Raw genomic sequence first — 22,913 nt, forward strand, 5'->3', positions numbered from 1 at the left:
ACGATCGCCACGCCCGACCTGCACTTTCCGTCCCCCCGGGAAGGGGTAGGCCGGAGTCATGTCCGACGTGTCCAACCGGTCGGCCCTCACCGGTGGGGTCGACGGCGGCGACGACCGCGCCACGCAACCGGGGCAGCCCCAGGTGATCCGCCGGGACCTGCCGTACCGCCCCTCGCCGACCCGCCGTCCGGTGCCGAGCCCCCGCCCCCGCCGCGGCGCCGTGCCGCTCGACGACCGCGTGCTGGTCCCCGGGGCGACCCTGGAGGCCTCCCGGGCCCGGCCCGGCGAGCAGCTCGCCGAGGTGTTCGAGGAGGCCGTCGACCACCACCCGGACGCCGTCGCCGTCGACACCGGCGACGCCACGCTGACCTACCGCGAGCTCGACGGGCGCACCAACCGTCTCGCCCGGCACCTGCGCGGGCGCGGCACCGGCCCCGGCGACGTCGTCGGGCTGCTGCTCGACGACCCGGTGGAGAGCTACACCGCCATGCTCGCGGTGCTCAAGACCGGGGCCACCTTCGTCCCGATGGACGCGGGCTTCCCCGCGGACCGCGTGGCGTTCATCCTCTCCGACTCCGCGGCCGGTCTGCTGCTGGTCACCGACAGCGCGCTGGCGAAGGTCGGCGAGCCCGTCGGGGGCGACGTCGAGATCCTGTCGGTCACCGGTGCGGCCGCCGACATCGCCGCCTGCTCCGACGGGCGGCTCGGGCCGGACAGCCGTCGCACACCGGGCCGCGGGCACCCTGCCTACCTGATCTACACCTCCGGCTCCACCGGCCGGCCCAAGGGCGTCGTGATCGGACACCCGGCGATCTGCAACTTCGTGCGGGTCGCCGCCGACGAGTACGGCGTCCGCGCCGACGACCGCATGTACCAGGGCCTGACCCTGGCCTTCGACTTCTCCGTCGAGGAGATCTGGACCTCGTTCCTGACCGGCGCCACCCTCGTCCCCAAGCCGGCCGGGGTGTCGCTGGTCGGCGAGGACCTGCACGACTTCCTGGTCGAGCGCCGCGTCACCGCGATGTGCGTGGTGCCGACGCTGCTCGCCACCGTCGAGGCGGACCTCGACGACCTGCGCTTCCTGCTCGTGTCCGGCGAGGCCTGCCCGCAGGACCTCATCCGTCGCTGGTGGACCCCGCAGCGCCGCTTCCTCAACGTCTACGGCCCCACCGAGGCCACCGTCACCGCGACGATGGCGCAGGTCCACCCGGACCGCCCGGTGACGATCGGGCGGCCGCTGCCGACCTACGCCGCCCTCGTCCTCGACACCACCGACCCGACCCGGGTGCTGCCGTTCGGCGAGACCGGGGAGCTGGCCGTCGCCGGGGTGGGGCTGGCCGACGGCTACCTCAACCGCGACGAGAAGACCGCCGAGGTGTTCGTCCCGGCCCCGGTCGACCTGCCGAACAACCCGTCCGGGCTCATCTACCGCACCGGTGACCTCACGCGGATCAACGCCGACGGCGAGATCGAGTACCGGGGCCGCATCGACCTGCAGGTCAAGGTCCGCGGCTACCGCATCGAGCTCTCCGAGATCGAGGCCGTGCTGCAGGACCACCCCGCGGTCGCGATGGCCGTGGTGGACACCTTCGAGCCGACACCCGGGACGAAGGAACTCGTCGGCTACTACAGCCTGGTCCGCGGCGCGGAACCGCCGACCGACCTGCGGGCCCGCCTGCAGGACCGGCTGCCGTCCTACATGGTGCCCGCCTACCTCGAGCACCTCGAGCTCATCCCGATGACGACCAGCGACAAGGCGGACCGCAGGAACCTGCCCGCGCCGACCGGCAGCCGCGTGGCCGCGACCGGCCCGGTCGTGGGCCCGGCGACCGACGTCGAGCGCGGCCTGGTCGCCGAGCTCGCCACCGCGCTGCGGGTCGAGCCCGCCGAGATCTCGGTCGAGGCCGACCTCTTCGACGAGCTCGGCGCCACCTCGCTGCTGCTCGCCGGGTTCGCCGCCGCCGTGCGCCGTCGCGACGACCTGCCGTCGGTGTCCGCACGCGACATCTACCGCCACCCCACCGTGCGCCGGCTCGCCGCCGCGCTCGGCGACGTCGTGCCGACCGTGGCCGCGGAGCCGGTCGAGCCGGTGCGCGCCCGCCCGGTGGCGCATGCGCTGACCGGGGTCGCGCAGTTGCTGTTCCTGCTCGCCTCCGGGTTCGCCGCCGCCGCGGTGCTGGTCCTCGGCTACCGCTGGATCTCCACCGCGCCCGACGCGGTGTCGCTCACCGGCCGGGCCGCGCTGTGGACCGCGGGGGTACTCGTCGCCGTCGTGCTGCTGCCCGTGCTCGCGAAGTGGACGCTCGTCGGCCGCTTCCGCGAACGGACCGTGCCCCTCTGGGGCGCCGCCCACCTGCGGTTCTGGGTCGTCTCCACGCTGATCCGGACCAACCCGATGGCGCTGGCCGTCGGCACCCCGCTGTACACCGGCTGGCTGCGGCTGCTCGGCGCGCGGATCGGGCGCGGCAGCGCCCTGTTCGGAGCCGTCCCGGTCGCCACCGACCTCGTCCGGATCGGCGCCCGCACGATCGTGCACCCGGAGGCGTCGCTGCAGGGCTACCGGGCCGTGCCCGGTGCACTGGAGTTCGGCCCGGTCGGCGTCGGCGACGACTGCGTGGTCGGCGAGGCCGCCGTGCTCGACATCCGGACCTGGATGCAGGACGGGTCGCAGCTGGGCCACGCCTCGGCGCTGCGCCCCGGTGTCACCGTCCCGGCCGGCCAGGTCTGGCACGGCTCGCCCGCCGGTCCGTCCGACTCGGACTACCGCGGGCCCGACGCCGTCGGCGCGGGGCGGCTGCGCCGGGTCGTCTACTCGGCGGTGTTCGCCGGGCTGTCCTGGGCCGTCGCGACGGCGGTGTTCGCGCTGCTCGTCGGCCTGTTCGCCCGCTTCGCCCCGCAGGTGGCCGGTCTGATCGGCCTGACCGGTGCCGACATGGGCGCGCACTGGTGGTTCTTCCTGGTCGGCGCGATCGCGGTGGTGGCGCTGGTCGTGGCCGCTCTGCTGGTGGGCGTGCTCGCCGTACTGACCCTGCCGCGGCTGGCCGCGCTGTTCGTGCCGGTCGACCGCACCTTCCCGCTCTACGGCGTGCGCCACGTCGCGCAGCAGATCGTGACCGGGGTGTCGAACGCACGGTTCCTGGTGCTGCTGCTCGGCGACAGCTCGTTCATCACCGGCTACCTGAAGGGCCTGGGCTACGACCTCGACGACCTGCGCCAGACGGGGTCGAACTTCGGCACCCAGCTCCGCCAGGAGTCGCCGCGGCACGCCCGCGTCGGCACCGGGACGATGGTGTCCGACGGACTGCGGATGATGAACACCGAGCTGTCGCACGACTCGTTCCGGATCCGCCCGGTGCGGCTGGGCCGGGACAACTTCGTCGGCAACGACGTGCACCTGCCGCCGGACGCCCGGATCGGCGACGACGTGCTGCTCGCGACCAAGGTCATGGTCCCGGTGGACGGGCCGGTGCGGACCGGGGTGGGCCTGCTCGGCTCGCCGCCGATGGAGATCCCGCGCACCGGCGCCGGGCCGCACCCGAACCACCCTGCCACCGACGGGGAGCTGGCCCGCCGGCTGCGCTCCAAGAACCGCTACAACGCCTCGACCCTCGTCGTCACGGTGCTGCTGCGGGCCCTCGGCGTCGCGGTCGCGCTGGTCCCGCTCGGGATCTCGGTGGCGCTCTGGCCGGCGTGGGGCCTGTGGGCCCTCGGCCCGGCCGTGTTCCTCGGCCCGCTGCTGCTCATGGTGTGGTCGGCGCTGCTGGAGCGCGCGACGCTCGGCTTCCGCGGCCTGCAGCCGCGCACCGCGTCCATCTACGACCGCTACTTCTGGTTCCACGAACGGCTCTGGAAGCTCTACGTCCGGCCGGTGCTGGCCGGGACCCCGCTGCTCGTGTGGCGCAACCGCCTGGCCGGTCTGCGTGCCGGGAGGCGCGTCTTCGACGACGGCGCCGCCCTGCCGGAGAAGAGCCTGGTCTCCCTCGGCGACGACGTCGTGCTCAACTCCGGGTCGGTCCTGCAGTGCCACTCGCTGGAGGACGGCCGCTTCGAGTCCGGCCGGATCCGGGTCGGCGACGGCGTGGCCGTCGGCGTGCGGGCGTTCGTGCACTACTCCACCGACATCGGCGACGGCGCGACGCTGGCCGCCGACTCGTTCCTGATGAAGGGCGAGCAGGTGGCCCCGGGTGAGCGCTGGGGCGGGAACCCGGCCGAGCCGGAGGCGGACGACGCCCCGGTGCCCGACCACCGCGCGCCGGCGGAGCCCGCCGTCCCGGTGTCGGTCGTGCCCGCGGCGGCCCAGCCGTTCACCGAGGAGGTGTTCCTGTCGCGGGTGCAGCAGTACCTGGAGCTGCACGACGTCGCCTGGGCCACCAACGCCTCGGTCGCGGTGCTCGACACCCTGGCCCGCAGCCTGGGCGCGGACGCCCGTGACGACCTGGCCCGGCACCTGCCGTCCGGGTTGCGGGCCCAGGTCCCGTCGCTGACCGGCTACGGCGCGGGACACGGACAGCACGCGGTCGACGACTGACCGCACGGCCGGGAAACCGGTTGTGCACTATTGACGACACCCGCACCGCACGGGATTGTGATCGGGTCCCGACAACGGAGTGGGAGCGTCATCATGCCCGAACAGCAGTCCCTGTACGACCGCCTCGGCGGCATCTACGCGATCGCCGGGGCGGTCGACATCCTCGTCGACCGGCTCTTCGCGAACGCCTCGGTCAACGCGAACGAGGGGGTGCACGCCCACCACGGCGACCCGGCCAACGCCCCCGGCTACAAGTTCCTGGTCACGGCGTGGTCGGTGCAGGCCGCGGGCGGTCCGCAGTGCTACCCGGGCATGGACATGGTCACCGCGCACGAGACGCTGAAGATCACCGACGAGCAGTTCGACGCGGTGGCCCTGGAGATCTCCTCGACGCTGAACTTCTGCGGGGTGCCCACGCCGGAGCACACCGAGTTCATGGAGATCATCGAGCGCTACCGGCCCGAGGTGGTGCGACAGCAGCCCTCGGCCGCCTGACGGGCCGGTCCCGGGGCGTGCCCACCGCACCCCCGGGCCGGGTCAGCGGCGGGCCGCGAGACGCACCAGGACCAGCGCGGGCCCGGACGGCGCACGGCCCCGCCGCCACGCGGCGCGCAGGCGTCGCTGCAGGTCGGCGCCGCGCACCGGGACCGTCCGCAGCGTCCCGGCCGCCACCTCGGCCGCCACGGCCAGACCGCTGATCACCGCGGGCCCCGCGCCGCCCGCGACCGCGTTCTTGATCGCCGTCGTCGAGCCGAGCTCCAGCACCGGCGGCGCCACGGTCCCGAGCGCGCGCTCCAGGAACTCCCGGGTGCCCGACCCGGGCTCACGGGCCACCAGGGGCGTCGTCGCGAGCCGCGCCGCGTCGACCGCGCGGCGCCGGGCCCACGGGTGGTCCGGCGCGACGACGAGCACCAGCCGGTCCCGTCCGACGACCTGCCCGTCGAGGTCCGCGGGCAGGTCCGGGCCCTCGACGAACCCCAGGTCGGCGTCGCCGGAGCGGACGTCGTCGACCACCTCGGCGGTGTTGTGCGAGGTCAGCGTGACCGCGGTGCCGGGCAGCTCGGCCCGCAGCGCCACCAGCCAGCGGGGCAGCAGGTACTCCGCGACGGTGAAGCTGGCGGCCACCCGCAGCCGGGCCGCCCGGTCGGTGCGCAGCGCGGCGACGCCCTCGTCGAGGGCGTGCGCGGCGTCCAGCACGGCGCGTGCCCGCTCGACGACGAGTGCCCCGTCCGGGGTGAGCCGGGTGCCGCGCGGGGACCGCTCCAGCAGGGTCAACCCGAGCGCCGCCTCCAGTGTCCTGACCCGGGCGCTGACCGCGGCCTGGGAGATGCCGTGGGCCGCGGCAGCCCTGCCCATGCTCCCCAGGGTGGCGACCGAGACCAGCAGGTCGTAGGGCACGAGGTCGGCGACGCGTGGGGACAGAGCCACAACCTCCGATTATGACTCCGCAACCGGGCGACGGGTACCGGCGGGCCGCCGACCGGCCGACCGTGGAGTCGTGACGACGCACCTCCGACCCCCGGCCGCGGCCGCCCCGCCGGCGCCGCACGCGTTCGCCCGACTCGGGCTGCTGCGCGAGCTCGGCACCCCCGGTGACGCGGTCCGCTCGTTCGGGCCGAACTGGTTCGCCGCGGTGATGGGCACCGGGATCGTCGGCGGGGCGGCCGCGACGCTGCCGTTCCGCTCCCCGCTGCTGACCGCGTGGGCGACCGGGGTGTGGTGCCTGGCCTCGGCGCTGCTGGTGGTGCTCGTGGCCGCGACGGTGGCGCACCGGGTGCGGTTCCCCGAGCGGGCCCGCGCGCACACCGCGGACCCGGTGGCCGTGCAGTCCTACGGTGCCGTGGCGATGGCCCTCATGACGGTCGGCGCGGGCGCGGTCCAGTTCGGCCCGGCCGTGCTCGGCACCCCGGCCGCACTCGCGACGAGCGGGGCACTCTGGCTGACCGGGACGGCGTTCGGGCTGGTCACCGCCGTCGGCGTGCCCTACCTGATGATCACCCGGCACACGATCGGGCCGGACGCGGTGTCCCCCGCCTGGCTGCTGCCGGTGGTGCCGCCGATGGTGTCGGCCGCGGACGGGGCGCTGCTCGTCGTCCACCTCGCGCCGGGCACGGGCCGAACCACGCTGCTCCTCGTTTGCGTCGCGCTGTTCGGGATGAGCCTGTTCGCGACGCTGGCCCTGCTCCCGCAGATCTGGAACCGGCTCGTCGTGCACGGGACCGGACCGGCGGCGGCCGTCCCCACCCTGTGGATCGTGCTCGGCCCGCTCGGCCAGTCGGTCACCGCGGCCGGGCTCCTGGCGAACGCCGCGCCGGGCAGCCTGCCCGAGCCGTACGCGGGCGCCGCAGCGGTGGTCGCGGTGGTCTACGGCGTCCCGGCCTGGGGGTTCGCGATACTGTGGCTGGCGCTCGCGGCCGCGGTGACCCTGCGGACCGTCCGGCGAGGGCTGCCGTTCACGCTGACCTGGTGGAGCTTCACCTTCCCGGTGGGGACCTGTGTGACCGGCACGAACCTGCTGGTGGCGAGGCTGGGGACGCCGGCGCTCACCGTCGTCGCGACGGCGCTGTACGTGCTGCTGGTGGCGGCCTGGCTCGTGGTGGGGGCCCGGACCGTGCATGGTGCGCTCGTCCGCGGGACTCTGCTCGACCCCGCGTGAGGCCTCCCTCAGCGGCGCGGGTCGCTCCGGTCGGGGGACCCGAGCAGGTCGAGCTGGTAGCCGTCGCGAGTGGAGAAGTCCGCCCGCAGCACGAAGCGGTCGCCGCGCACCAGGGTGCGGCGCCACTCGACCGGGCGACCCTTCGCGCTGCCGAGTCGCGACACCGAGAACGCGGCGGTCGACGGGCTCCCGCCCAGCAGCCGGTGCTCGGCGGGGGTCGGCAGGATCGGCGCGATGGTCTCCTCGCCCCCGGTGAGCACCACGTCGCACAGCTCGGCGTAGCGCTGGTAGAGGGCGACCCCGGTGAAGTCGGCGTGCAGCAGCGGCGCGGCCAGGTCGTACGGGAGCCACACCCGGTCCAGCGCGAGTGGCTCACCACCGGCGAGCCGCAGCCGTTCCAGGTGCACCAGCGGCGTCGACTCCTCCAGTCCGAGCCGCGCCGCGACGACCCCGTCGGCGCGGACGTCCAGGGCCCGCACGACGCTGCGCTGCTCCAGGCCCATCGCCCGCACGGACTCGTGGATGCTGTAGAGCGCGCCCAGGCGCTGGGCGGTCTCGACCGGCGCCGCCAGCCGCGACGGCCGGCCCCGCGTCCCGACGACGCGGCCCTCGTCGCGCAGCACCTTCACCGCCTGGCGGACGGTGTGCCTGCTGACGCCGTACTCCCGGCCCAGGGCGAGCTCACCGGGGAAGCCGTGGGTGAACGCGTCGGAGTCCAGGCGGCGGCGCAGGTCCTCGAGCAGCTGCTCCCAGAGCAGCCGTCCCGCCTCGCGGCGGAGCACGGCGGGTCCGGGGACCGGTCCGGCCTCGGCGTCACGCACCCTGGTGAATGTACGGACCGGACCGTCGCGGCCCCCCGGGCAGGCGACCCGGGCCGGTGGGTCAGCGGACCGACCAGGTGCAGGCGCCGGTGAAGACGACCGCCTCGCCGTCGAGGATCCGGGCGGCGGCCGGGCCGTGCAGGACCCCGCGGGACACCTCGGCGCCGTCCGGCCCGGTGCGCGTGTAGACGCACTCCCGGCCCGGGGCGGGGCCGTCGGTGGTCCAGGTGCCCGGCGCGAGGTCGAGGCCGGCCCGGTACACGCCCTCGGCCGCCTCCCGCACCGGGACGGGCGCGGCCAGGTGGACGGCGGTCGCCTCGGCACGGTCGTCGCCGTGCACGAACACCCCGACCAGCACCACCGGCACGACCAGCGCCAGCAGCACCCACGGCCAGAGCACGGTGCGCTGACCTGCTGCGGCGCGCTCCGCGTAGTACCGCCCGTACGGTCCGGTGCCGTCCATCCACCCGCCTCACGTCCGACGTCACTCTGGTGATCGAAGCGGATACCCGTGAGTGTTACGTCCCGTCCCACGATGTGAGCGGACGTGCCGGAGCGGGGTTCGCCGGCATCCCGGGCCGAGCAGGCTCTCGCCCGACTCGGGCGGGGAGAGCCCGGGCAGGATCCGCACCATCGTCGTCCTGCCGACGCCGGACGGACCGAGCAGGACGGTCGTGCGGCCGGGTGACAGCTCGAGGTCGATCCCCTCGGGTGACGGACCCCGGGGTCGGGTGGAGCAGCGTGTACAGACATCCGCTGTGCGACCGGGGGCTACCCTGCCCCGCATGGTCTCCCCCGCGGACGAACCGCGTCCGCACCGACCCCGCCGCACGCAGGGCGAGCGCCGGGCCAGCAGCCGGGCGATCATCCTCGCCGCCGCGTTGGAGGAGCTCTACGAGAACGGCTACGCGCACTCCACGACCGTCACCGTGCAACGCCGTGCCGGGGTGTCGCGCGGGCGGCTGCTGCACCACTTCCCCAGCCGCGAGGCGCTGCTCATCGCCGCCGCGCAGTACCTGGTCGTCGAACAGATCGCCGACATGGAGCAGTGGGTGCCGGCCTCGGAGTACGGCCGCACCACCGGCCCCGGACGGTGCGACCGGGCGGTCGAGCTGCTGTGGGACACCTTCGCGCAGCCGTACTTCTGGGCGTCGATGGAGCTGTGGGCCGCCGCCCGGACCAACACCGACATCCGGAACGAGCTGTTCCCCGCCGAGCGACGCATGGGCGTCGCGCTGACCCATGTCGTCGCAACGATGTTCGGGCCGGTGCTGTCCAGCCATGCCGACTTCGACGAGTGCCGCGAGCTGCTGTTCACCAGCATGCGCGGGGTCGCGTTGACCTACGCGATCCACCCACGTGACCACCGGACCGACCCGCACCTCGCGAGCTGGAAGCGCCTGGCCCGCCGGATGCTCGACGTTCCCGACGAGGACCCGGCGGCCGGCTCCGACGGCTAGGAGACGCCGGCGAACTCCAGCGCCTCGGCCCAGCTCGCGCGCTTCGAGATCAGCCGCTTGTACTTCATGATCTGGGTGGGCCGGTCGATCGTGATCGTCCCGACCAGCCGGTCGCCGCGCCGGTAGAGCGCGAGGAACCGGTCCTCGCCCAGCTCGGAGGACACGACCCGGATCTCGTCGGCGGCCGGGCGGCCGACGAACTGGATCCGGCTGGAGTACCAGTCCGACCAGAAGTACGGCACGGTCCCGAGCCCGGTGGCGTTCTCCGGGTCGAGCGCGTTCTTCGCGGCCAGCGCGCCCTGCTCCGCGGCCGTCGTCCAGTGCTCCAGGCGCATGACCTCGCCGTCGAACAGGTGGTTCGGGAAGTGCACGACGTCGCCCGCGGCGTACACGCCGTCGGCGGCGCGCAGGGTGGCGTCGGCGACGACGCCCCGGTCCCGCTCGTGCAGCTCGACGCCGGATCCCTCCAGCCAGTCCGTGCAGGGCGACACGCCGATGCCGACGACCACGAGGTCCGCCGGGACCACCTCGCCCGAGCCCAGCCGGACGCCGGTGACGGCGCCGTCGGCGGAGGACTCCAGCCCGTCGACCGTCTCGCCGCAGCGCAGGTCGGTGCCGTGCGCGCGGTGCAGGTCCGCGCAGGCCGTGCCCATGTCCTCGCCGACCGAGCGGACCAGCGGGACCGGCAGCGTCTCGACGATCGTGGCGGACAGGCCGCGCTTGCGCGCCGAGCTCGCCACCTCCGAGCCGATGAACCCGGCACCGATCACGACGGTGCGGGCGCCGGAGTCCAGTGCGGAGCGCACGGCGAGTGCGTCGTCCCAGGTCCGCAGGGCGTGCACCCCGGACAGCTGCCCGGTGCCGGGCAGCATCCGGGCCGCTCCCCCGGTGGCGACGACGAGCGCGTCGTAGGACAGCTCGTCCCCGTCGCCGATGCCGATCAGCTTCGCGTCGACGTCCAGCGACGTCGCCGGGCTGCCGAGGCGCAGCTCCACCCCCAGTTCCCCACGCAGGTGCTCCTCGGTCCGGTAGCGCGGGTCGGCGGGCTCCTCACCGGTGTCGTCCAGGAACGCCTTGGACAGCGGGGGCCGGTCGTAGGGCAGGTGGCGCTCGGCGCCGACCAGCGTGATCCGGCCGGTGTGGCCGGACCGGCGGGCGGACTCGACGGCCCGGATCCCGGCGAGCGACGCCCCGACGACGACGAGGTGCTCCACGGTGGTCCTCCTCGGGAACGAGCAGACGCCGGGGGTGGCGGCCCCCGGCGTCTGCGGTGTGGTGTGACGGGGTGGGGTCAGCTCTCGACGAGGCGCAGGGCCTCGGTCGGGCAGGAGGCGATCGCCGCCTCGCAGGCCGCGCGGTGCTCGTCGGACGGGGTGGCGTCGAGGATGTCGAGCGACCCGTCGTCACGCACCTCGAACAGCTCCGGCGCCTCGGCCTCGCAGAGGCCGAGCCCGCTGCACTTGCTCTCGTCCAGCTCGATGCGAAGACCCATCACTTCTCCAGGGAGAATCGGAACGGCATGCGCTTCACCCCGCGCATGAAGTTGGTGCCCAGCAGCTCGGGCTCACCGACCTCGAACTGCGGGATGCGGAACAGCAGCTCGCGGAACAGCGCCTTCAGCATGGACTTGGCGAGCTGGTTGCCCAGGCAGAAGTGGACACCGCCGCCGCCGAACCCGGTGTGCGCCTTCGCGTTCGCCCGCGACAGGTCGAACTGCTCCGGGTCGTCGAAGACCTTCTCATCCATGCAGCCCGACGGGTAGAACATGACGACCTTGTCGCCGGGGACGATCTTCTTGCCGCCCAGCTCGGTCTCGACGACCGCAGTGCGACGGAAGGTCATCACCGGGCAGGCGTACCGGACGAACTCCTCGATGGCATTGCTGATCCGGCCGTCGTAGTCCTCCATGAGCCACTGCTTCTGCTCGGGGAACTGGGTGAAGGCGCGGACGGTGAACGACGAGGTGTGCCGGGTGGTGTCGGTACCGGCGACGGCCATGAGCACGAAGAACGAGCCGATCTCGAACTCGTCGAGCTTCTGTCCGTCGACCTCGGCGTTGATCAGCGAGGTGATCAGGTCGTCGGAGGGCTCGGCGGTCTTGAGCTCGATCAGTTCGGTGGCGATGTCGTGCAGGTTGGTCGCCGCCTGCACCTGCACCTCGTCGGCGGCCCGGCCGGCCAGCACCTCGTCGTCGGCCCAGGCGACGATGTCCGCCGCGTTCTTCTCGGTGGCCTCGCGCAGGTGCTCCGGGATGCCCATGATGTCGCAGAAGATCCGGGTGGGCAGGATCTTCGCGACGCGGGTGACGAAGTCGATCTCGCCGGAGGGCTCGGCGACGACGCCGTCGACGACCTCCTTCGCGGCGAGCGCGATCCTGTCGTCGATCAGCTTGATCTGCTTCGGCGTGAACGCCGAGGCGACCAGCTTGCGCAGCCGGTCGTGCTTCGGGTTGTCCATCGCCAGGAAGGACTGGGTCAGCTCGAGGAAGATCGGCGGGAGCAGGTCGAACAGCACGCCCTGGCCCGAGATGTAGGTGTCGTTGTCCCGGGAGACCTTCACGATGTCGGCGTGGCTGACCACCGCCCAGTAGCCGGGGTCGTCCGGGTCGGGGGTGACCGCGTCGTCGACGGGGCGCTGCCAGGACACCGGCTGCTCGCGGCGCAGGACCTTGAAGGTCTTCTCGCGCTGCTCGGAGGTCTGGTTCCAGAACGCCTTGGTGGAGATGTCGACCGGGTAGTGCTCGGGCTTGCCCTCGCTGGTGGCCGGGATCATGTTCACGGCGTCCGGGTCGTACATCTCCGACTCGAAGTCGGTGGCGTCGAAGGTGGCGGTCATCGGATCTCCTCCGAGCCCTGCGGTCTGCTCCGCGGGCGGAAAGCTGGCGACACACGGTCGGGGAACAGTGTGCGGAGACGGGTGGGGAGCGGGCGTCACCCCGGGAGGGCGACGTCGTACCCCCAACGGGAGAGGGAGGGGCCCTCCCCGGCACGGGCGGTTGCCGGGGAGGGCCCGGGAGGGTGCTCAGTCCTCGGCGTGGCTGAGCAGCACGTCGTACGGACGGGCGTCGCGGGTGCCGGACAGGTCGAGGTGGACGTTCTTCTCCTCGACGTAGGGGTCCAGCGCGCGCGGGCCGAGCTCGCGGCCCACACCGGACTGCTTGTACCCGCCGAAGGGCACCTCGCAGTTGATCTGGTGTGCGTCGTTGATCCAGACCGAGCCGGCCTTGATCTTCTCGGCGACGTCCAGGGCACGGGAGTTGTCGCGGCTCCACACCGACGACGCGAGCCCGTACTGGGTGTCGTTGGCCAGGGCGACGCCCTCGGCCTCGGAGCCGTAGCGGATGACCGACAGCACCGGGCCGAAGATCTCCTCGCGGGCGATCCGCATGTCGTTGCGGACGCCGGTGAAGATGGTCGGCTGGATCCAGTGGCCGCCCTCGTGCCCCTCGACGTGGGCCTCTCCGCCGCCCAGGACGGCGGTGGCGCCCTCGTCCTTGCCCGACCGGATCAGCTCGAGGATGCGGTCCTTCTGCTTCGCCGAGACGACCGGGCCCATGTCGGTCTCCCAGTCCCGGGTGTCCCCGAGCCGGATGGTGGACGCGCGGGCGACCATGCGCTCCACGAACTCGTCGTGCAGCGAGTCCGGCAGCAGCAGCCGGGTCATCGACTCGCAGACCTGGCCGGAGTACAGCATGCAGCCGTACAGCACGCCGTCGACGGCGATGTCCAGGTCGGCGTCGTCGAGGACCAGCGCCGGCGACTTGCCGCCGAGCTCCAGGGTCACCGCCTTCACCGTGCCCGAGGCCAGGCGCATGATCTCGCGCCCGACGTCGGTGGACCCGGTGAAGCCGATCTTGCCGACGCCCGGGTGGCTGGCCAGGCGCGCACCCGCGTCCGGGCCGGGGCCCGGGACGACGTTGAACACGCCCGGCGGCAGCCCGCACTCCTCGGCGATCCGGGCGAACTCCAGTGCCGACAGCGGCGTCTTCTCGTCCGGCTTGAGGATCACCGAGTTGCCGACGGCCAGGGCCGGGGCGAACTTCCAGAGGCTCAGCAGCAGCGGGAAGTTCCACGGTGCGATCGCGCCGACCACGCCGATCGGCTCCTTGCGGAGCGTCGACTGGCCGAGCACCGGGAACGTCGCCCGCGGCATGGGCGTCTCGAACTCGTAGCGCTCGGCCAGGCCCGCGAAGTACTCCAGGTGCGGGGCGCAGTAGCCGACGTGGAAGCCGGTGGCCTGCCGCACGGTGGCGCCGTTGGCCATGATCTCCAGCTCGACCATCTCGTCGAGCCGCTCGCCGAGCCGGTCCGCGATCGCCCGCATCACCGACGCGCGGTGTGCGGGGGTGGCGCGGGACCAGCCGCCGTCGTCGAAGGCCGCCTGGGCCGCGTCGACGGCGGAGTCGATGACCGCCGCCCCGCCCGACGCCGCGGTGGCGACGAGCTCGCCGTTCTGCGGGTCGCGGATCTCCAGGTGGTCGTTCGAGTCGACGTCCTCGCCACCGATCCGCATCGGGAAGTGGCGGACGGTCGTCCCGGCGGTCATGCGGTGGGGTCCAGGACGATCTTGGTGGCCTCGCGCTCCTCGAACATCCGGTACGCCTCCGTCGCCTGCGACATCGGCATCCGGTGCGAGATGAACCGGCTCGGGTCGAGCTTGCCGGCGGCGATCAGCGCGAGCGTCTCGTCCATGTAGTTGGTGATGTTGGCGACGCCCTGGGAGATGGTGACGCCCTTGAGGTAGAGGTCGCCGAACGGCAGCTCGATCGAGTCCTCGGTGTAGACGCCGGGGATCGAGATGGCGCCGCCGGAGCGCACCAGGGAGCAGGCCGAGAGCAGCGCCGACGGGTGGCCGACGGCGTCGATCACGACGTCCGCGCCGCGCCAGTCGGTGAGGTCCTGCACGGCGTCGGCCGGGTCGGTCTCGTCGGCGTTGACCGGGATCGCGCCGATGGCCTCCGCCTCCTTGAGCCGGGAGGCGACCTTGTCCACGACGACGGTCTGGGACGCGCCGAGCACGTCCGCGGCCATCGCGGCGCAGAGCCCGACCGGGCCCGCACCGACCACGGCGACGGTGTCGCCGGGCTGGATGAACTTGCGGACGGCCTCGTAGCCGGTGGCCATGATGTCGCCGACGAACAGCTTGTCCTCGTCGGTGCCCTTGCCCTCGTCGGTGAGCGTGCGCAGCGTGCGGTCGGCGTTCGGCACGATCACGTACTCGGCCTGGCCGCCGGACAGGCTGCCGAAGGTCACGCCGAGACCGAAGATCATCGTGCCGAAGCACTGGCCGGGACGGTTGCGGCGGCAGTTGTAGCAGCTCCCGCAGCTCACGACGCACGACGCGACGGCCCGGTCGCCCTCGGAGATCAGGTTGACCCCGGACCCGACCGCCTCGACGGTGCCGAGGAACTCGTGGCCCAGGACGACGTCGTCCTCGATCACGATCCGGCCCTCGTAGGGGTGCAGGTCGGTACCGCAGATCGCGGTGAGGTCGACGCGCATCAGCACGTCACCGGGGTCGGTGATCTCCGGCTTGGGGACCTCCATGACCTCGATCCTGTGCGGCTCGCGGAGCACGACCGCCTTCATGGTCGCCATCTCGTCGGCGTCCCTTCCTGTGTCGTCGGGTGGGTCAGGCGTTCGCGGAGGCGTCCTTCTCGGCGACCAGCTCGCGGTACATCGGGAACAGCGGCTTGGTCAGCGGGACCAGCTTCAGGATCTTGTTGACCGGGCCCTTGGCCTTGACCTCGCCCTTGGCCAGCCCGACGGCGAGGTTGTACTCACCACGCCAGAACTTGTCGCCGGTGTCGGCACGCATCATCAGGGTGATGTCGGCCTTGTCGTCGTCGACGCCGGTGTGCACGTCCAGGGCCGGCTCGTGCATCTTGACCCACATCTCGGTGTCGGGGTCGGTGTAGAGCACCCGCAGGTTGATGTCCGCGGCGCGCATCTTCGGGCCCGACTCCGGGTGGTCGTTGGCCGCCCGGAAGACGCCGCCGATGTACGTGTCGACCTCGTTGCTGTCGGCGAAGAAGCCCATCTCGATCTCCTCGTTGAGTGCTGGTGCCGACACCCGGAAGTGGGCGCCGTCGGTGGTACGAATGCTGTCCGGGAGCGAGGGGGGTCACATCGCTCCCGGGGGGTGGTTCCGTGCTCCCTACGGATGCACGGTGCGTGACGGACGGTTCCGCGCGGTGACCGTCGCGGCGCGTCCGTCAGACGGGGGCGACCTCGGTGTACTGCTTGCGCAGCTCGCCCTTCACGAGCTTCCCGGTGGCACTGCGGGGCAGCTCCGCGGCGAAGTCGACGCTGCGCGGGGCCTTGTAGTGCGCGATCCGCTCGCGGACGAACTCGAGCAGCTCGGCCTCGAGCTCCGGGGAGCCCTCGACGCCCTCGGGGGTCTGCACGACGGCCTTGACCTGCTCGCCCATCTCCGGGTCGGGTACGCCGATCACCGCGACGTCGTAGACCTTCGGGTGCAGGGTGAGGACGTCCTCGACCTCCTGCGGGTAGATGTTCACCCCGCCAGAAATGATCATGAATGCCTTGCGGTCGGTGAGGAACAGGTAGCCGTCGTCGTCGACGTAGCCGACGTCGCCGGTGGTGGACCAGTTCTCGTGCTCGGGGTGGCGCGCGTCGCGGGTCCGCTCGGGGTCGTTGTGGTACTCGAACGGCGGGACGTCCCGTTCGAAGTAGACGGTGCCGACCTCGCCGGTCGGGAGCTCCTTGCCGTCGTCGTCGCACACCCGGATGACGCCGAGGCCCGCCTTGCCGACGCTGCCGGGCTTCTCCGCCCAGGCCGCCGAGTCGATGAAGGTGACGCCGTTGCCCTCGGTCGAGGAGTAGTACTCGTGCAGGACCGGGCCCCACCAGTCGATCATCTTCTGCTTGACGTCGACCGGGCACGGCGCGGCGGCGTGCACGGCCACCCGCAGCGACGAGACGTCGAAGGAGTTCCGCACGTCGTCGTCGAGCTTGAGCATCCGCACGAACATCGTCGGGACGAACTGCCCGTGGGTGACCCGGTAGCGCTGGAGGTGCTCCAGGGTGTCCTCGGCCCGGAACCTCTGCGCCATGACGACGGTCCCGCCGAGGGCGTGCACGATGCCGCCGAACCGCAGCGGCGCGGCGTGGTAGACCGGCGCCGGGGAGTAGTAGACGGTGTCCTCGCCGAACCCGTACATCGGGCCGAACACCGCGGTGTAGAGATCACCGGGCTCGTCGACCTGGATGGTCGGCAGCGCGGGCTTGATGCCCTTGGGCCGGCCGGTGGTGCCCGAGGAGTAGAGCATGTCCGCACCGCGGGGCTGCTCGGGCAGCGGCTCGTCGGGGGCGAGCTCCATGGCCGAGCCGAGGGCCTCGTAGCCCTCGACCGCTCCCCCGAAGGCGAAGCGGCGCTCGACGCCGGGCGTCCGGTCCACGAGCGCCTCGGCCAGCTCACGCTCGGCGGCGGAGGCGAACAGGACCCGCGCGCCGCAGTCCGTGACGATGTAGGCGGCCTCGTCCGGGGACAGGTGGTGGTTGATCCCGGTGACGTAGAGACCCGAGCGCAGCGCGGCCCAGTAGATCTCGAAGACCTCGGGGGCGTTGTCGGAGACGAACGCGACGTGGTCGCCGCGGCGCAGTCCGGCGTCGCGCAGGACGTGGGCGATCCGGCGCGAACGGTCGTCGAGCTCGGCGTAGGTCGTGGTGCGGCCGGTCTCGGGCTGGACGAGGGCCGGGTGGTCGGGCCGGGTGCGCGCATGGGTCCCTGGGAACACGGGCTGCTCTCCCCTTCGAGGGTGGGTCGCAGCGGCGCCGGGCGAGGCACCGCCGTCGCAGCCCGCATCGTGTCGGCACGCTGCGTGACCCGGCATCCCTCCCGGGAGGGTGGTTCCTCCCCCGCTCGGGTATGCGGCCCGATCAGGCGTGACGGTGGTCCCGGTTCCGGCCCGCGAGATGCCCGGCGACCGCGCCCATGATCACCGCGGTGAGCAGGGTGAGGACCAGCTGCGCCGGGTCGAGACCCCCGGTGCCGAGGACGACCAGCGGCAGCACGAGCAGGTACCCGGCGACGGCCGCGCCGGCGCCGTGCACGCGGGGGTCGACGGCGTCGCCGATCCGGTAGCCGGCCAGCACGAACGCGACGACCGCGGTGAGGATCAGCCAGGCCGGGCCGACCACCGGGATCCGCGCGCCCAGCGGCGCGGCGAGGCCGCCGATCACCAGCACGCTGAACGCCAGTGAGGCGCCGCGGACCAGGCTGACCCAGTCCACGCGGTCGGAGAACCAGTCGAACCCCGGGACGGCCACGAGGTCTCCCTTCGGTCGGCTCAGCGCAGGTGTCGTAGCGCGGAGGGGGTCAGCAGCGGGACGGTCCCCACCACCAGCAGCACCATCGCCGGGACGGTCTCCCAGCGCCCCGCCGCGGCGAGGAGCACCACCGACACAACGGACAGGACGACCGCCGGGTAACGGGCCGCGCGGCGGCGCAGCGCCAGGCCGGCGCCCGCCACGACGAGCAGCACCGCGAGCAGGAGCAGCAGCCACGCCGGGTACGGGGCCGTCGCCCCGACCTCGACGACGGGGGCGCCCTGCCCGGCCAGCGTGCTCGCGGTGTCCTCGTCGACCGTCGACTCGGGCCGCAGCCCCGCCCACGCGACGGCCAGCAGCACCGCGCTCAGCATCCACGCGGCGGCCGACACCACCAGTGCCCACGGCATCGTGGACCGGCTCCGCACCTGCTCGCTCATGGCCGCAGGCTAGAGCGCCCGTCCGGCCGTACGGACCCCTCCACGCGCAGGGACACCCACTACGGGAGAGGGAGTCACCACCCCCGGGAGACGAGCGGCCCGCCGCGACGGCGTCCACTGGTGCGATGACGGGACCCGTGTCCGGCGAGTCCCCCCGCGGGCCCGCGATCGACTTCACCGACGTCACGACGATGATCGACGACACCCCGGTGCTGTTCCGGCTCGGCCTGCATCTGGCGCCCGGCACCGTCACCGTCCTGATGGGACCGTCCGGCTCGGGCAAGACCACGCTGGTCCGTCACCTCGCCGGGCTCGTCGCCCCGGGCCGGGGCACCGTGACCGTCGACGGCGTCGACGTGCACGCGGCGGGCGAGGCGCAGCTGCGACGGCTGCGGCGCGGCATGAGCGTGCTGTTCGGCGGGCCGTCGGTGTTCGAGTCGTCGCTGTTCGGGTCGCTGTCGGCCTACGACAACCTCGCCTACGCCCTCGACGGCCGCGGCCTGTCCCCGGAGCGGGTCGAGCGGGTCGCGATGCACCGGCTGCGCGAGATGCGGCTGCACGACCGGGCCGACGCGCTGCCCGCCGAGCTGCCCGCGCACGGGCGCAAGCGGCTGGCGATCGCCCGCACGCTCGCCGTCGAGGCCCCGGTGCTCGTCCTGGACGAGCTGGAGACCGGGCTGGACGCCGCGCACGCGGGCACGCTCGTCGCGGCCGTCCGGGAGCAGCACGAGCGCACGGGGGCGACGGTGCTGGTCACCACGCACGACATCGCGCTGGCCCGGGAGCTGGCCGACACCGTCGCGATCCTGTGCCACGGCCGGATCGTGGCCTGCGGGCCGCCGTCGGAGCTGCTGCACGGCGTCGCCGACTCCGACGACTTCGACCGCCGCTTCCGCATCTCGGACTTCCTCGGCCCGCCCGACCCGGACGCGACCCGCGCCGAGCTGGACGGACCGCGCCGCGGCTCCCGCACGATCGAGCTGGACCCGCGGCTGCTGGTGCCGGCACTCGTGGTGCTGGCGCTGGTCACCTCGTACTGCCTGTTCCTGCTGCTCACCCGTTGAGCCTCACAGCAGCGGTGCGAGCACCCCGATCACGACGAACGCGACGCCGACCACCAGGCAGGCCGTCGCGCCGCGGCGGATGACGGCGATCCGGTGCTGCTGCAGCTCGGCAGGCATCCCCGGCACGGCGCCGAGGCCCGCCGCGTGCCGGCGGCCCGCCCACCCCATCAGGGCGAGCAGGACGCCGAGACCCGCGAAGGTCAGGACGGTCCAGGCAGGACTCACCCGCCACCGCCCGTCGCGGGCGGGACCGTCTGCGGCGTGCCCGACGGCAGGCCCGGGCTCGCGCCGGTGGGGGCGGTGTCCGGGTCGGCGGGGCGGTAGTCGTCGGCGTAGCGGACGTCGCCTCCTCCCAGCGAGTCGGTCATCCACTGTCCCCAGAGGCTGATCCGGCGGTCGAACAGCACCAGCTCGCGGAGCCGGTCCTTGACCTGGTCGAAGTTCGCCGGGACCCCCGGGGTCACCGCGGCGGACCGGCCGACGTTCCAGCCGAACTGGTTCTGCACCGGACCGAACACCTGGCCGGCCGGGGCGCCGAAGGCGGCCTTCGCGTAGTCGGGCTGGAGCTGGTCGGCGCTGATCGGGCCCAGTGCTCCACCGTTCGCGCGGGTGGCGTTGTCGATGGTGCTGGCCCGCGCGACGGTCGCGAAGTCGGCGCCGCCCCGCAGGTCGGCCGCGATCTTCTCGGCGGCCTCCTTGCTGGCGACGACGATGTTGGACAGGTCGCGCTTCTCCGGTGTCCCGAGCCGCTCGGCGTAGCGCGGGAACTCGGCGCGCAGGTCGTCGTCGGTGACGGTCACGTCCTTGGTGACCCGGTCGAACAGCTCGCCCACCACCATCTGCTGGCGGACCTCGGTCATCACCTTGTCCTCGGTGGTGCCGACGTTGCCGAGGACCTTGATGAAGTCGTCGCGCGCGCCGGGGCCGTTGCCGAGCTGCTGGGTGATGTACTGGTCGAGGGTCTGGCGGACCTTCGCGTCGGCGATGCCGACGCCCATCTCGGTCGCCCGGTCCTCGAGCACCATGCTCAGCGCGACGGCCTTGGCTGCGTCCCGGCGGAAGCCGTCCATCTTTACCGGGTCCTCGACCGGGGGCTGGACGCCGTAGAGCGCCCGCAGGGTCTGCACCCGGTCGTCGAGGTCGGTGACGGTCACGACCCGGTCGCCGACGGCCAGCGCCGCGCCGTCGGGGACCTGCTGCATCTTCCACCAGACCCCGCCGCCGATCCCGGCGACGAGGGCGAGGACGAGGACGCCCGCCACGATCCGGCCGGTCCAGGTGGTCCGGATCCGGTCGAGGGCGGCGCCGGCGATCCACGCCAGTGTGGACTTCACTCGCATCACATCACTCCAACGAGCTTCTCCCGGGCGGGGGTACTCCGGGAGGGTCCGGCCGTGCCGTGCGCGGGCGGGAACGCCCGCACGACGAGGCGCGCGGCCAGGTAGGACAGCAGTACGGACAGCGCCAGCAGCAGCCCGAACTCGCGCATGAGGGCGAGGTCGGACAGCGCCAGCACGGCGAACCCGGTGCCCGAGGTGAGGGCGGCCAGGGTCACCGCGGTCCGCAGGCGCGGGTCGCGCGAGCGGACGGCGTCGCAGGTCATGACGGTGAACTCGCAGCCGACCGCGGCGGTCAGGGACCCGAGCGCGACGGTGAGCGGGTTCAGCGGGATGCCGAACGCCCAGAGGATGAACAGGTTGGCGCCCGTCGCGAGCACGGCGGCCAGCGCGGCGCGCAGCGCGTCGCGGCGGTGCCGCAGCCCGACGGCGAGCACCAGCGCCGCCGCCACCAGACCGGCGGTGCCGGCGAGGTAGCGGTCGGCCGAGACGAGCTCGTAGCCCTGCACCGCGACGGCGGGCAGCCCGGACACCTCGGCGACGAAGCCGGGCGGGGCCGGGGGGAGCTCGGCGGTGATGGCGTCGGTCAGCCGGCGGAGCCGGTCGAGGTCGTCGAGCCGGACGCCGAACGACAGCACCGCGACCTCGCCGTCGGGCCGCAGCACGGCCCCGGTGAGGTACGGCGGCAGCAGCCGGACCCCGGCGCGGATCTGCTCCTGGTCCGGGGTGGGCCCGAGGAACGACAGCAGCGACGGCGCCGACAGTGCGGGCCGCGCCTCGTCGCCGTGCAGCCGCACGATCTGCTTCTGGGCCGTGGTCATCCACTCCCATGCCTGCGGGGTGAGCACGTCGCCCGTCCCGTCGGTGGAGCGCAGGACGACGGCGAGCTCGCCGCCGGAGCCGAGGACCTGCTCGACCCGGGTGGCGTCGTCGACGGCGGGCAGGCCCGCCGAGAGCGCGTCGACGCTGGTCTGCAGGGGCAGGAAGGGCAGCGTGGCCCAGCCGCCGACCGCGACCAGCCCGGCCAGGACGACCGCGACCAGCCGCGACCGGCCCGGGCGGGTGACCGGCCCGGGGCCGTCCGGCGCCGCCGCGTCGTCGCCGGCGGGTGCACCGGCGGCGGCCGGGTCGGCGTCGGGGGCGGGCCGGTCCGGGCCGGCCCAGCCTCCGGGCCGGTAGACGAACCAGCCGAGCGCCACCGCGAACGCGACACCCAGGGCCAGGGTCGACCCGAGGTCACGCACGAACGGCAACGGCGAGAGGAGCAGCGCGCCGAACCCGGCCGCCGTCCCCGCCGCGACGACGACGACAGTCCGCGGCCGCGCCCCGCGGGCGAAGTAGGTCGGGTAGTAGCTGCCCAGCCCGACCAGCACCGGCAGGAACGCGACGACCCCGAGCGAGACCGGGCGCCCGGCCCAGCCGAGCACGGCCAGCGTCGCCGCGGTCGCGGCCAGGGTGACGGCCAGCGGGATCATCCGTCGGCGTCGCCGGGTCCACGGCACCAGGAACAGGCACAGCCCGATCGCGACGACCGCGACGGCGCCGAGGACCGGGGCCTCCCGGTCCACCGCGACACCGAGCGAGGCGGTGATCGCGGGGACGCCGGAGACGGTCGCCTCGGCGGGCAGCTGTGCCTGTGCGACGGTGTCGTTCACCGCGGCGACGAGCTGCTCGGTCCCGGCCTGGTCGAGTCCCTCACGGGGGCGGACCAGGATCGCCAGCGACCGCTGGTCGGGGACGACGTAGCGCCACTGCGGCCGCGGCTCACCGCCCGATCCCATGATCGAGTGGTCGATGAAGCGCTGGTTGCGCAGCGTGGGCAGCCCGACGGGCAGGCCCTGCACGATCAGCGGGCCGTACCGGGCGTCGAACGCGGCGACGGCCGCGTTGCCCGCGGCGACCGGGTCCTCGCCGCGCTGCTGCGCGGTGATCGCCGCGGCGCGCTGCAGCCCGTCGCGGCGACCGGTGAGCTCGGCGAGCAGCTTCTGCGACTGCGACGCCAGCTGGTTCAGCGTCGTCGCCGGGCCGTAGACCGACGCGACGTCCGGCAGCTGCGACAGCCTGCCCTCGACGCCGAGCACCTGCGGCAGCACGTCCCGGTCGAGCAGGCCGGGGGCCTGCGGGGCGCGCAGCAGCACGACGATCGGGTCACCGCCGAAGGAGCGGGCGAGCTCGGCGTAGCGCTGCACCGACGGGTCCGACGAGGGCAGGAACGACTCGACGCCGGTCTCGACCTTCACCCGGGACACGCCCACCGCGGTCAGCGCCGCCAGGACCAGCACCATGATCAGGACGAGGCCGGAACGCCCCGAAGGG

21 protein-coding genes are annotated in these 22,913 nt (G+C 73.5%); 5 read left to right on the forward strand and 16 right to left on the reverse strand.

Annotation, left to right across the window (positions count from 1 at the left end; all coding sequences use genetic code 11):
- Positions 1–58 precede the first annotated feature (58 nt).
- Both KPF22_RS28740 and KPF22_RS28745 read left to right on the forward strand, forming a co-directional pair.
- Positions 59–4,528, forward strand: coding sequence for a Pls/PosA family non-ribosomal peptide synthetase (locus tag KPF22_RS28740; protein ID WP_208823806.1), 4,470 nt, complete (start codon positions 59–61; stop codon positions 4,526–4,528).
- A 93-nt stretch (positions 4,529–4,621) separates the two neighbouring features.
- Positions 4,622–5,023, forward strand: a complete 402-nt coding sequence (locus KPF22_RS28745; protein ID WP_208823808.1) for a group 1 truncated hemoglobin — start codon at positions 4,622–4,624, stop codon at positions 5,021–5,023.
- 42 nt (positions 5,024–5,065) lie between these two features.
- Here KPF22_RS28745 and KPF22_RS28750 read toward each other — a convergent pair whose 3' ends face one another.
- Positions 5,066–5,956, reverse strand: coding sequence for a LysR family transcriptional regulator (locus KPF22_RS28750; protein ID WP_374107535.1), 891 nt, complete (start codon positions 5,954–5,956; stop codon positions 5,066–5,068).
- 70 nt (positions 5,957–6,026) lie between these two features.
- Here KPF22_RS28750 and KPF22_RS28755 point away from each other — a divergent pair, with 70 nt between their 5' ends.
- Positions 6,027–7,184, forward strand: coding sequence for a TDT family transporter (locus KPF22_RS28755; RefSeq protein WP_224403864.1), 1,158 nt, complete (start codon positions 6,027–6,029; stop codon positions 7,182–7,184).
- A gap of 8 nt (positions 7,185–7,192) precedes the next feature.
- Here KPF22_RS28755 and KPF22_RS28760 read toward each other — a convergent pair whose 3' ends face one another.
- From KPF22_RS28760 to KPF22_RS33755, 3 genes are all read right to left on the reverse strand, one after another.
- Positions 7,193–8,005: a GntR family transcriptional regulator gene (locus KPF22_RS28760; RefSeq protein WP_224403865.1), complete on the reverse strand. Its 813-nt coding sequence runs from the start codon at positions 8,003–8,005 to the stop codon at positions 7,193–7,195.
- 61 nt (positions 8,006–8,066) lie between these two features.
- Entirely contained in the window at positions 8,067–8,468 is a 402-nt protein-coding gene (locus KPF22_RS28765) for a hypothetical protein (RefSeq protein WP_208823810.1), read from the reverse strand.
- A gap of 21 nt (positions 8,469–8,489) precedes the next feature.
- Positions 8,490–8,873, reverse strand: a complete 384-nt coding sequence (locus KPF22_RS33755; RefSeq protein ID WP_374107536.1) for an ATP-binding cassette domain-containing protein — start codon at positions 8,871–8,873, stop codon at positions 8,490–8,492.
- Between KPF22_RS33755 and KPF22_RS28775 the strand changes: the two genes are divergently transcribed.
- Positions 8,791–9,465 carry a TetR/AcrR family transcriptional regulator gene (locus KPF22_RS28775; protein WP_208823813.1) on the forward strand — a complete coding sequence of 225 codons (675 nt, stop codon included), beginning with the start codon at positions 8,791–8,793 and terminating at the stop codon, positions 9,463–9,465. The two genes, KPF22_RS33755 and KPF22_RS28775, sit on opposite strands and share 83 nt — an antisense overlap.
- On the opposite strand, the gene KPF22_RS28780 is transcribed toward KPF22_RS28775, so the two are convergent.
- The 9 genes from KPF22_RS28780 to KPF22_RS28820 all read right to left on the reverse strand — a co-directional run bounded on the left by KPF22_RS28780 (position 9,462) and on the right by KPF22_RS28820 (position 18,196).
- A complete protein-coding gene (locus KPF22_RS28780; protein WP_224403867.1) occupies positions 9,462–10,679 on the reverse strand; it encodes an NAD(P)/FAD-dependent oxidoreductase in 1,218 nt (405 codons plus the stop codon). The two genes, KPF22_RS28775 and KPF22_RS28780, sit on opposite strands and share 4 nt — an antisense overlap.
- A gap of 77 nt (positions 10,680–10,756) precedes the next feature.
- The gene (locus tag KPF22_RS28785) at positions 10,757–10,957 is read right to left on the reverse strand and encodes a ferredoxin (protein WP_062399393.1); all 201 of its coding nucleotides are present in this window, start codon (positions 10,955–10,957) and stop codon (positions 10,757–10,759) included.
- On the reverse strand, positions 10,957–12,300 hold the full coding sequence (locus tag KPF22_RS28790) for a cytochrome P450 (RefSeq protein ID WP_224403868.1): 1,344 nt from the start codon (positions 12,298–12,300) through the stop codon (positions 10,957–10,959). The genes KPF22_RS28785 and KPF22_RS28790 overlap by 1 nt, the downstream gene beginning before the upstream one ends.
- A gap of 186 nt (positions 12,301–12,486) precedes the next feature.
- Positions 12,487–14,010 carry an aldehyde dehydrogenase gene (locus KPF22_RS28795; RefSeq protein WP_224403869.1) on the reverse strand — a complete coding sequence of 508 codons (1,524 nt, stop codon included), beginning with the start codon at positions 14,008–14,010 and terminating at the stop codon, positions 12,487–12,489.
- Positions 14,007–15,062, reverse strand: coding sequence for an alcohol dehydrogenase catalytic domain-containing protein (locus tag KPF22_RS28800; RefSeq protein WP_208823820.1), 1,056 nt, complete (start codon positions 15,060–15,062; stop codon positions 14,007–14,009). The genes KPF22_RS28795 and KPF22_RS28800 overlap by 4 nt, the downstream gene beginning before the upstream one ends.
- A 34-nt stretch (positions 15,063–15,096) precedes the next feature.
- Positions 15,097–15,537, reverse strand: a complete 441-nt coding sequence (locus tag KPF22_RS28805; protein WP_224403870.1) for an SCP2 sterol-binding domain-containing protein — start codon at positions 15,535–15,537, stop codon at positions 15,097–15,099.
- 142 nt (positions 15,538–15,679) lie between these two features.
- On the reverse strand, positions 15,680–17,224 hold the full coding sequence (locus tag KPF22_RS28810) for an acyl-CoA synthetase (RefSeq protein ID WP_224403871.1): 1,545 nt from the start codon (positions 17,222–17,224) through the stop codon (positions 15,680–15,682).
- Positions 17,225–17,366: 142 nt separating this feature from the next.
- Complete coding sequence (locus KPF22_RS28815) at positions 17,367–17,756, reverse strand: hypothetical protein (RefSeq protein WP_224403872.1); 390 nt, start codon at positions 17,754–17,756, stop codon at positions 17,367–17,369.
- Positions 17,757–17,776: 20 nt separating this feature from the next.
- Positions 17,777–18,196: a hypothetical protein gene (locus tag KPF22_RS28820; protein WP_208823824.1), complete on the reverse strand. Its 420-nt coding sequence runs from the start codon at positions 18,194–18,196 to the stop codon at positions 17,777–17,779.
- Between the two features lie 125 nt (positions 18,197–18,321).
- Here KPF22_RS28820 and KPF22_RS28825 point away from each other — a divergent pair, with 125 nt between their 5' ends.
- Positions 18,322–19,260 carry an ABC transporter ATP-binding protein gene (locus tag KPF22_RS28825; protein ID WP_208823826.1) on the forward strand — a complete coding sequence of 313 codons (939 nt, stop codon included), beginning with the start codon at positions 18,322–18,324 and terminating at the stop codon, positions 19,258–19,260.
- 3 nt (positions 19,261–19,263) lie between these two features.
- Here KPF22_RS28825 and KPF22_RS28830 read toward each other — a convergent pair whose 3' ends face one another.
- Genes KPF22_RS28830 through KPF22_RS28840 form a run of 3 tightly spaced genes read right to left on the reverse strand, consistent with a single transcriptional unit; the run spans position 19,264 to position 22,882 of the window.
- The gene (locus tag KPF22_RS28830; RefSeq protein WP_073575642.1) at positions 19,264–19,485 is read right to left on the reverse strand and encodes a hypothetical protein; all 222 of its coding nucleotides are present in this window, start codon (positions 19,483–19,485) and stop codon (positions 19,264–19,266) included.
- The gene (locus KPF22_RS28835) at positions 19,482–20,594 is read right to left on the reverse strand and encodes a peptidyl-prolyl cis-trans isomerase (RefSeq protein ID WP_224403873.1); all 1,113 of its coding nucleotides are present in this window, start codon (positions 20,592–20,594) and stop codon (positions 19,482–19,484) included. Before KPF22_RS28835 ends, KPF22_RS28830 begins: the two co-directional genes overlap by 4 nt.
- A gap of 5 nt (positions 20,595–20,599) precedes the next feature.
- Positions 20,600–22,882: an RND transporter gene (locus KPF22_RS28840; RefSeq protein ID WP_224403874.1), complete on the reverse strand. Its 2,283-nt coding sequence runs from the start codon at positions 22,880–22,882 to the stop codon at positions 20,600–20,602.
- Positions 22,883–22,913 lie beyond the last annotated feature (31 nt).

The organism is Pseudonocardia sp. ICBG1034 (assembly GCF_020131375.1).
In the GTDB taxonomy this organism is placed as follows: Bacteria; Actinomycetota; Actinomycetes; order Mycobacteriales; family Pseudonocardiaceae; genus Pseudonocardia; species Pseudonocardia alni.

Bases quoted from the DNA above. Each gene is read 5' to 3' on its own strand.
- KPF22_RS28740 (WP_208823806.1), top strand. From the start codon at position 59: ATGTCCGACGTGTCCAACCGGTCGGCCCTCACCGGTGGGGTCGACGGC.
- KPF22_RS28745 (WP_208823808.1), top strand. From the start codon at position 4,622: ATGCCCGAACAGCAGTCCCTGTACGACCGCCTCGGCGGCATCTACGCG.
- KPF22_RS28765 (WP_208823810.1), bottom strand. From the start codon at position 8,468: ATGGACGGCACCGGACCGTACGGGCGGTACTACGCGGAGCGCGCCGCA.
- KPF22_RS28775 (WP_208823813.1), top strand. From the start codon at position 8,791: ATGGTCTCCCCCGCGGACGAACCGCGTCCGCACCGACCCCGCCGCACG.
- KPF22_RS33755 (WP_374107536.1), bottom strand. From the start codon at position 8,873: ATGATCGCCCGGCTGCTGGCCCGGCGCTCGCCCTGCGTGCGGCGGGGT.
- KPF22_RS28785 (WP_062399393.1), bottom strand. From the start codon at position 10,957: ATGGGTCTTCGCATCGAGCTGGACGAGAGCAAGTGCAGCGGGCTCGGC.
- KPF22_RS28790 (WP_224403868.1), bottom strand. From the start codon at position 12,300: ATGACCGCCACCTTCGACGCCACCGACTTCGAGTCGGAGATGTACGAC.
- KPF22_RS28795 (WP_224403869.1), bottom strand. From the start codon at position 14,010: ATGACCGCCGGGACGACCGTCCGCCACTTCCCGATGCGGATCGGTGGC.
- KPF22_RS28800 (WP_208823820.1), bottom strand. From the start codon at position 15,062: ATGGCGACCATGAAGGCGGTCGTGCTCCGCGAGCCGCACAGGATCGAG.
- KPF22_RS28820 (WP_208823824.1), bottom strand. From the start codon at position 18,196: ATGAGCGAGCAGGTGCGGAGCCGGTCCACGATGCCGTGGGCACTGGTG.
- KPF22_RS28825 (WP_208823826.1), top strand. From the start codon at position 18,322: ATGACGGGACCCGTGTCCGGCGAGTCCCCCCGCGGGCCCGCGATCGAC.
- KPF22_RS28840 (WP_224403874.1), bottom strand. From the start codon at position 22,882: ATGGTGCTGGTCCTGGCGGCGCTGACCGCGGTGGGCGTGTCCCGGGTG.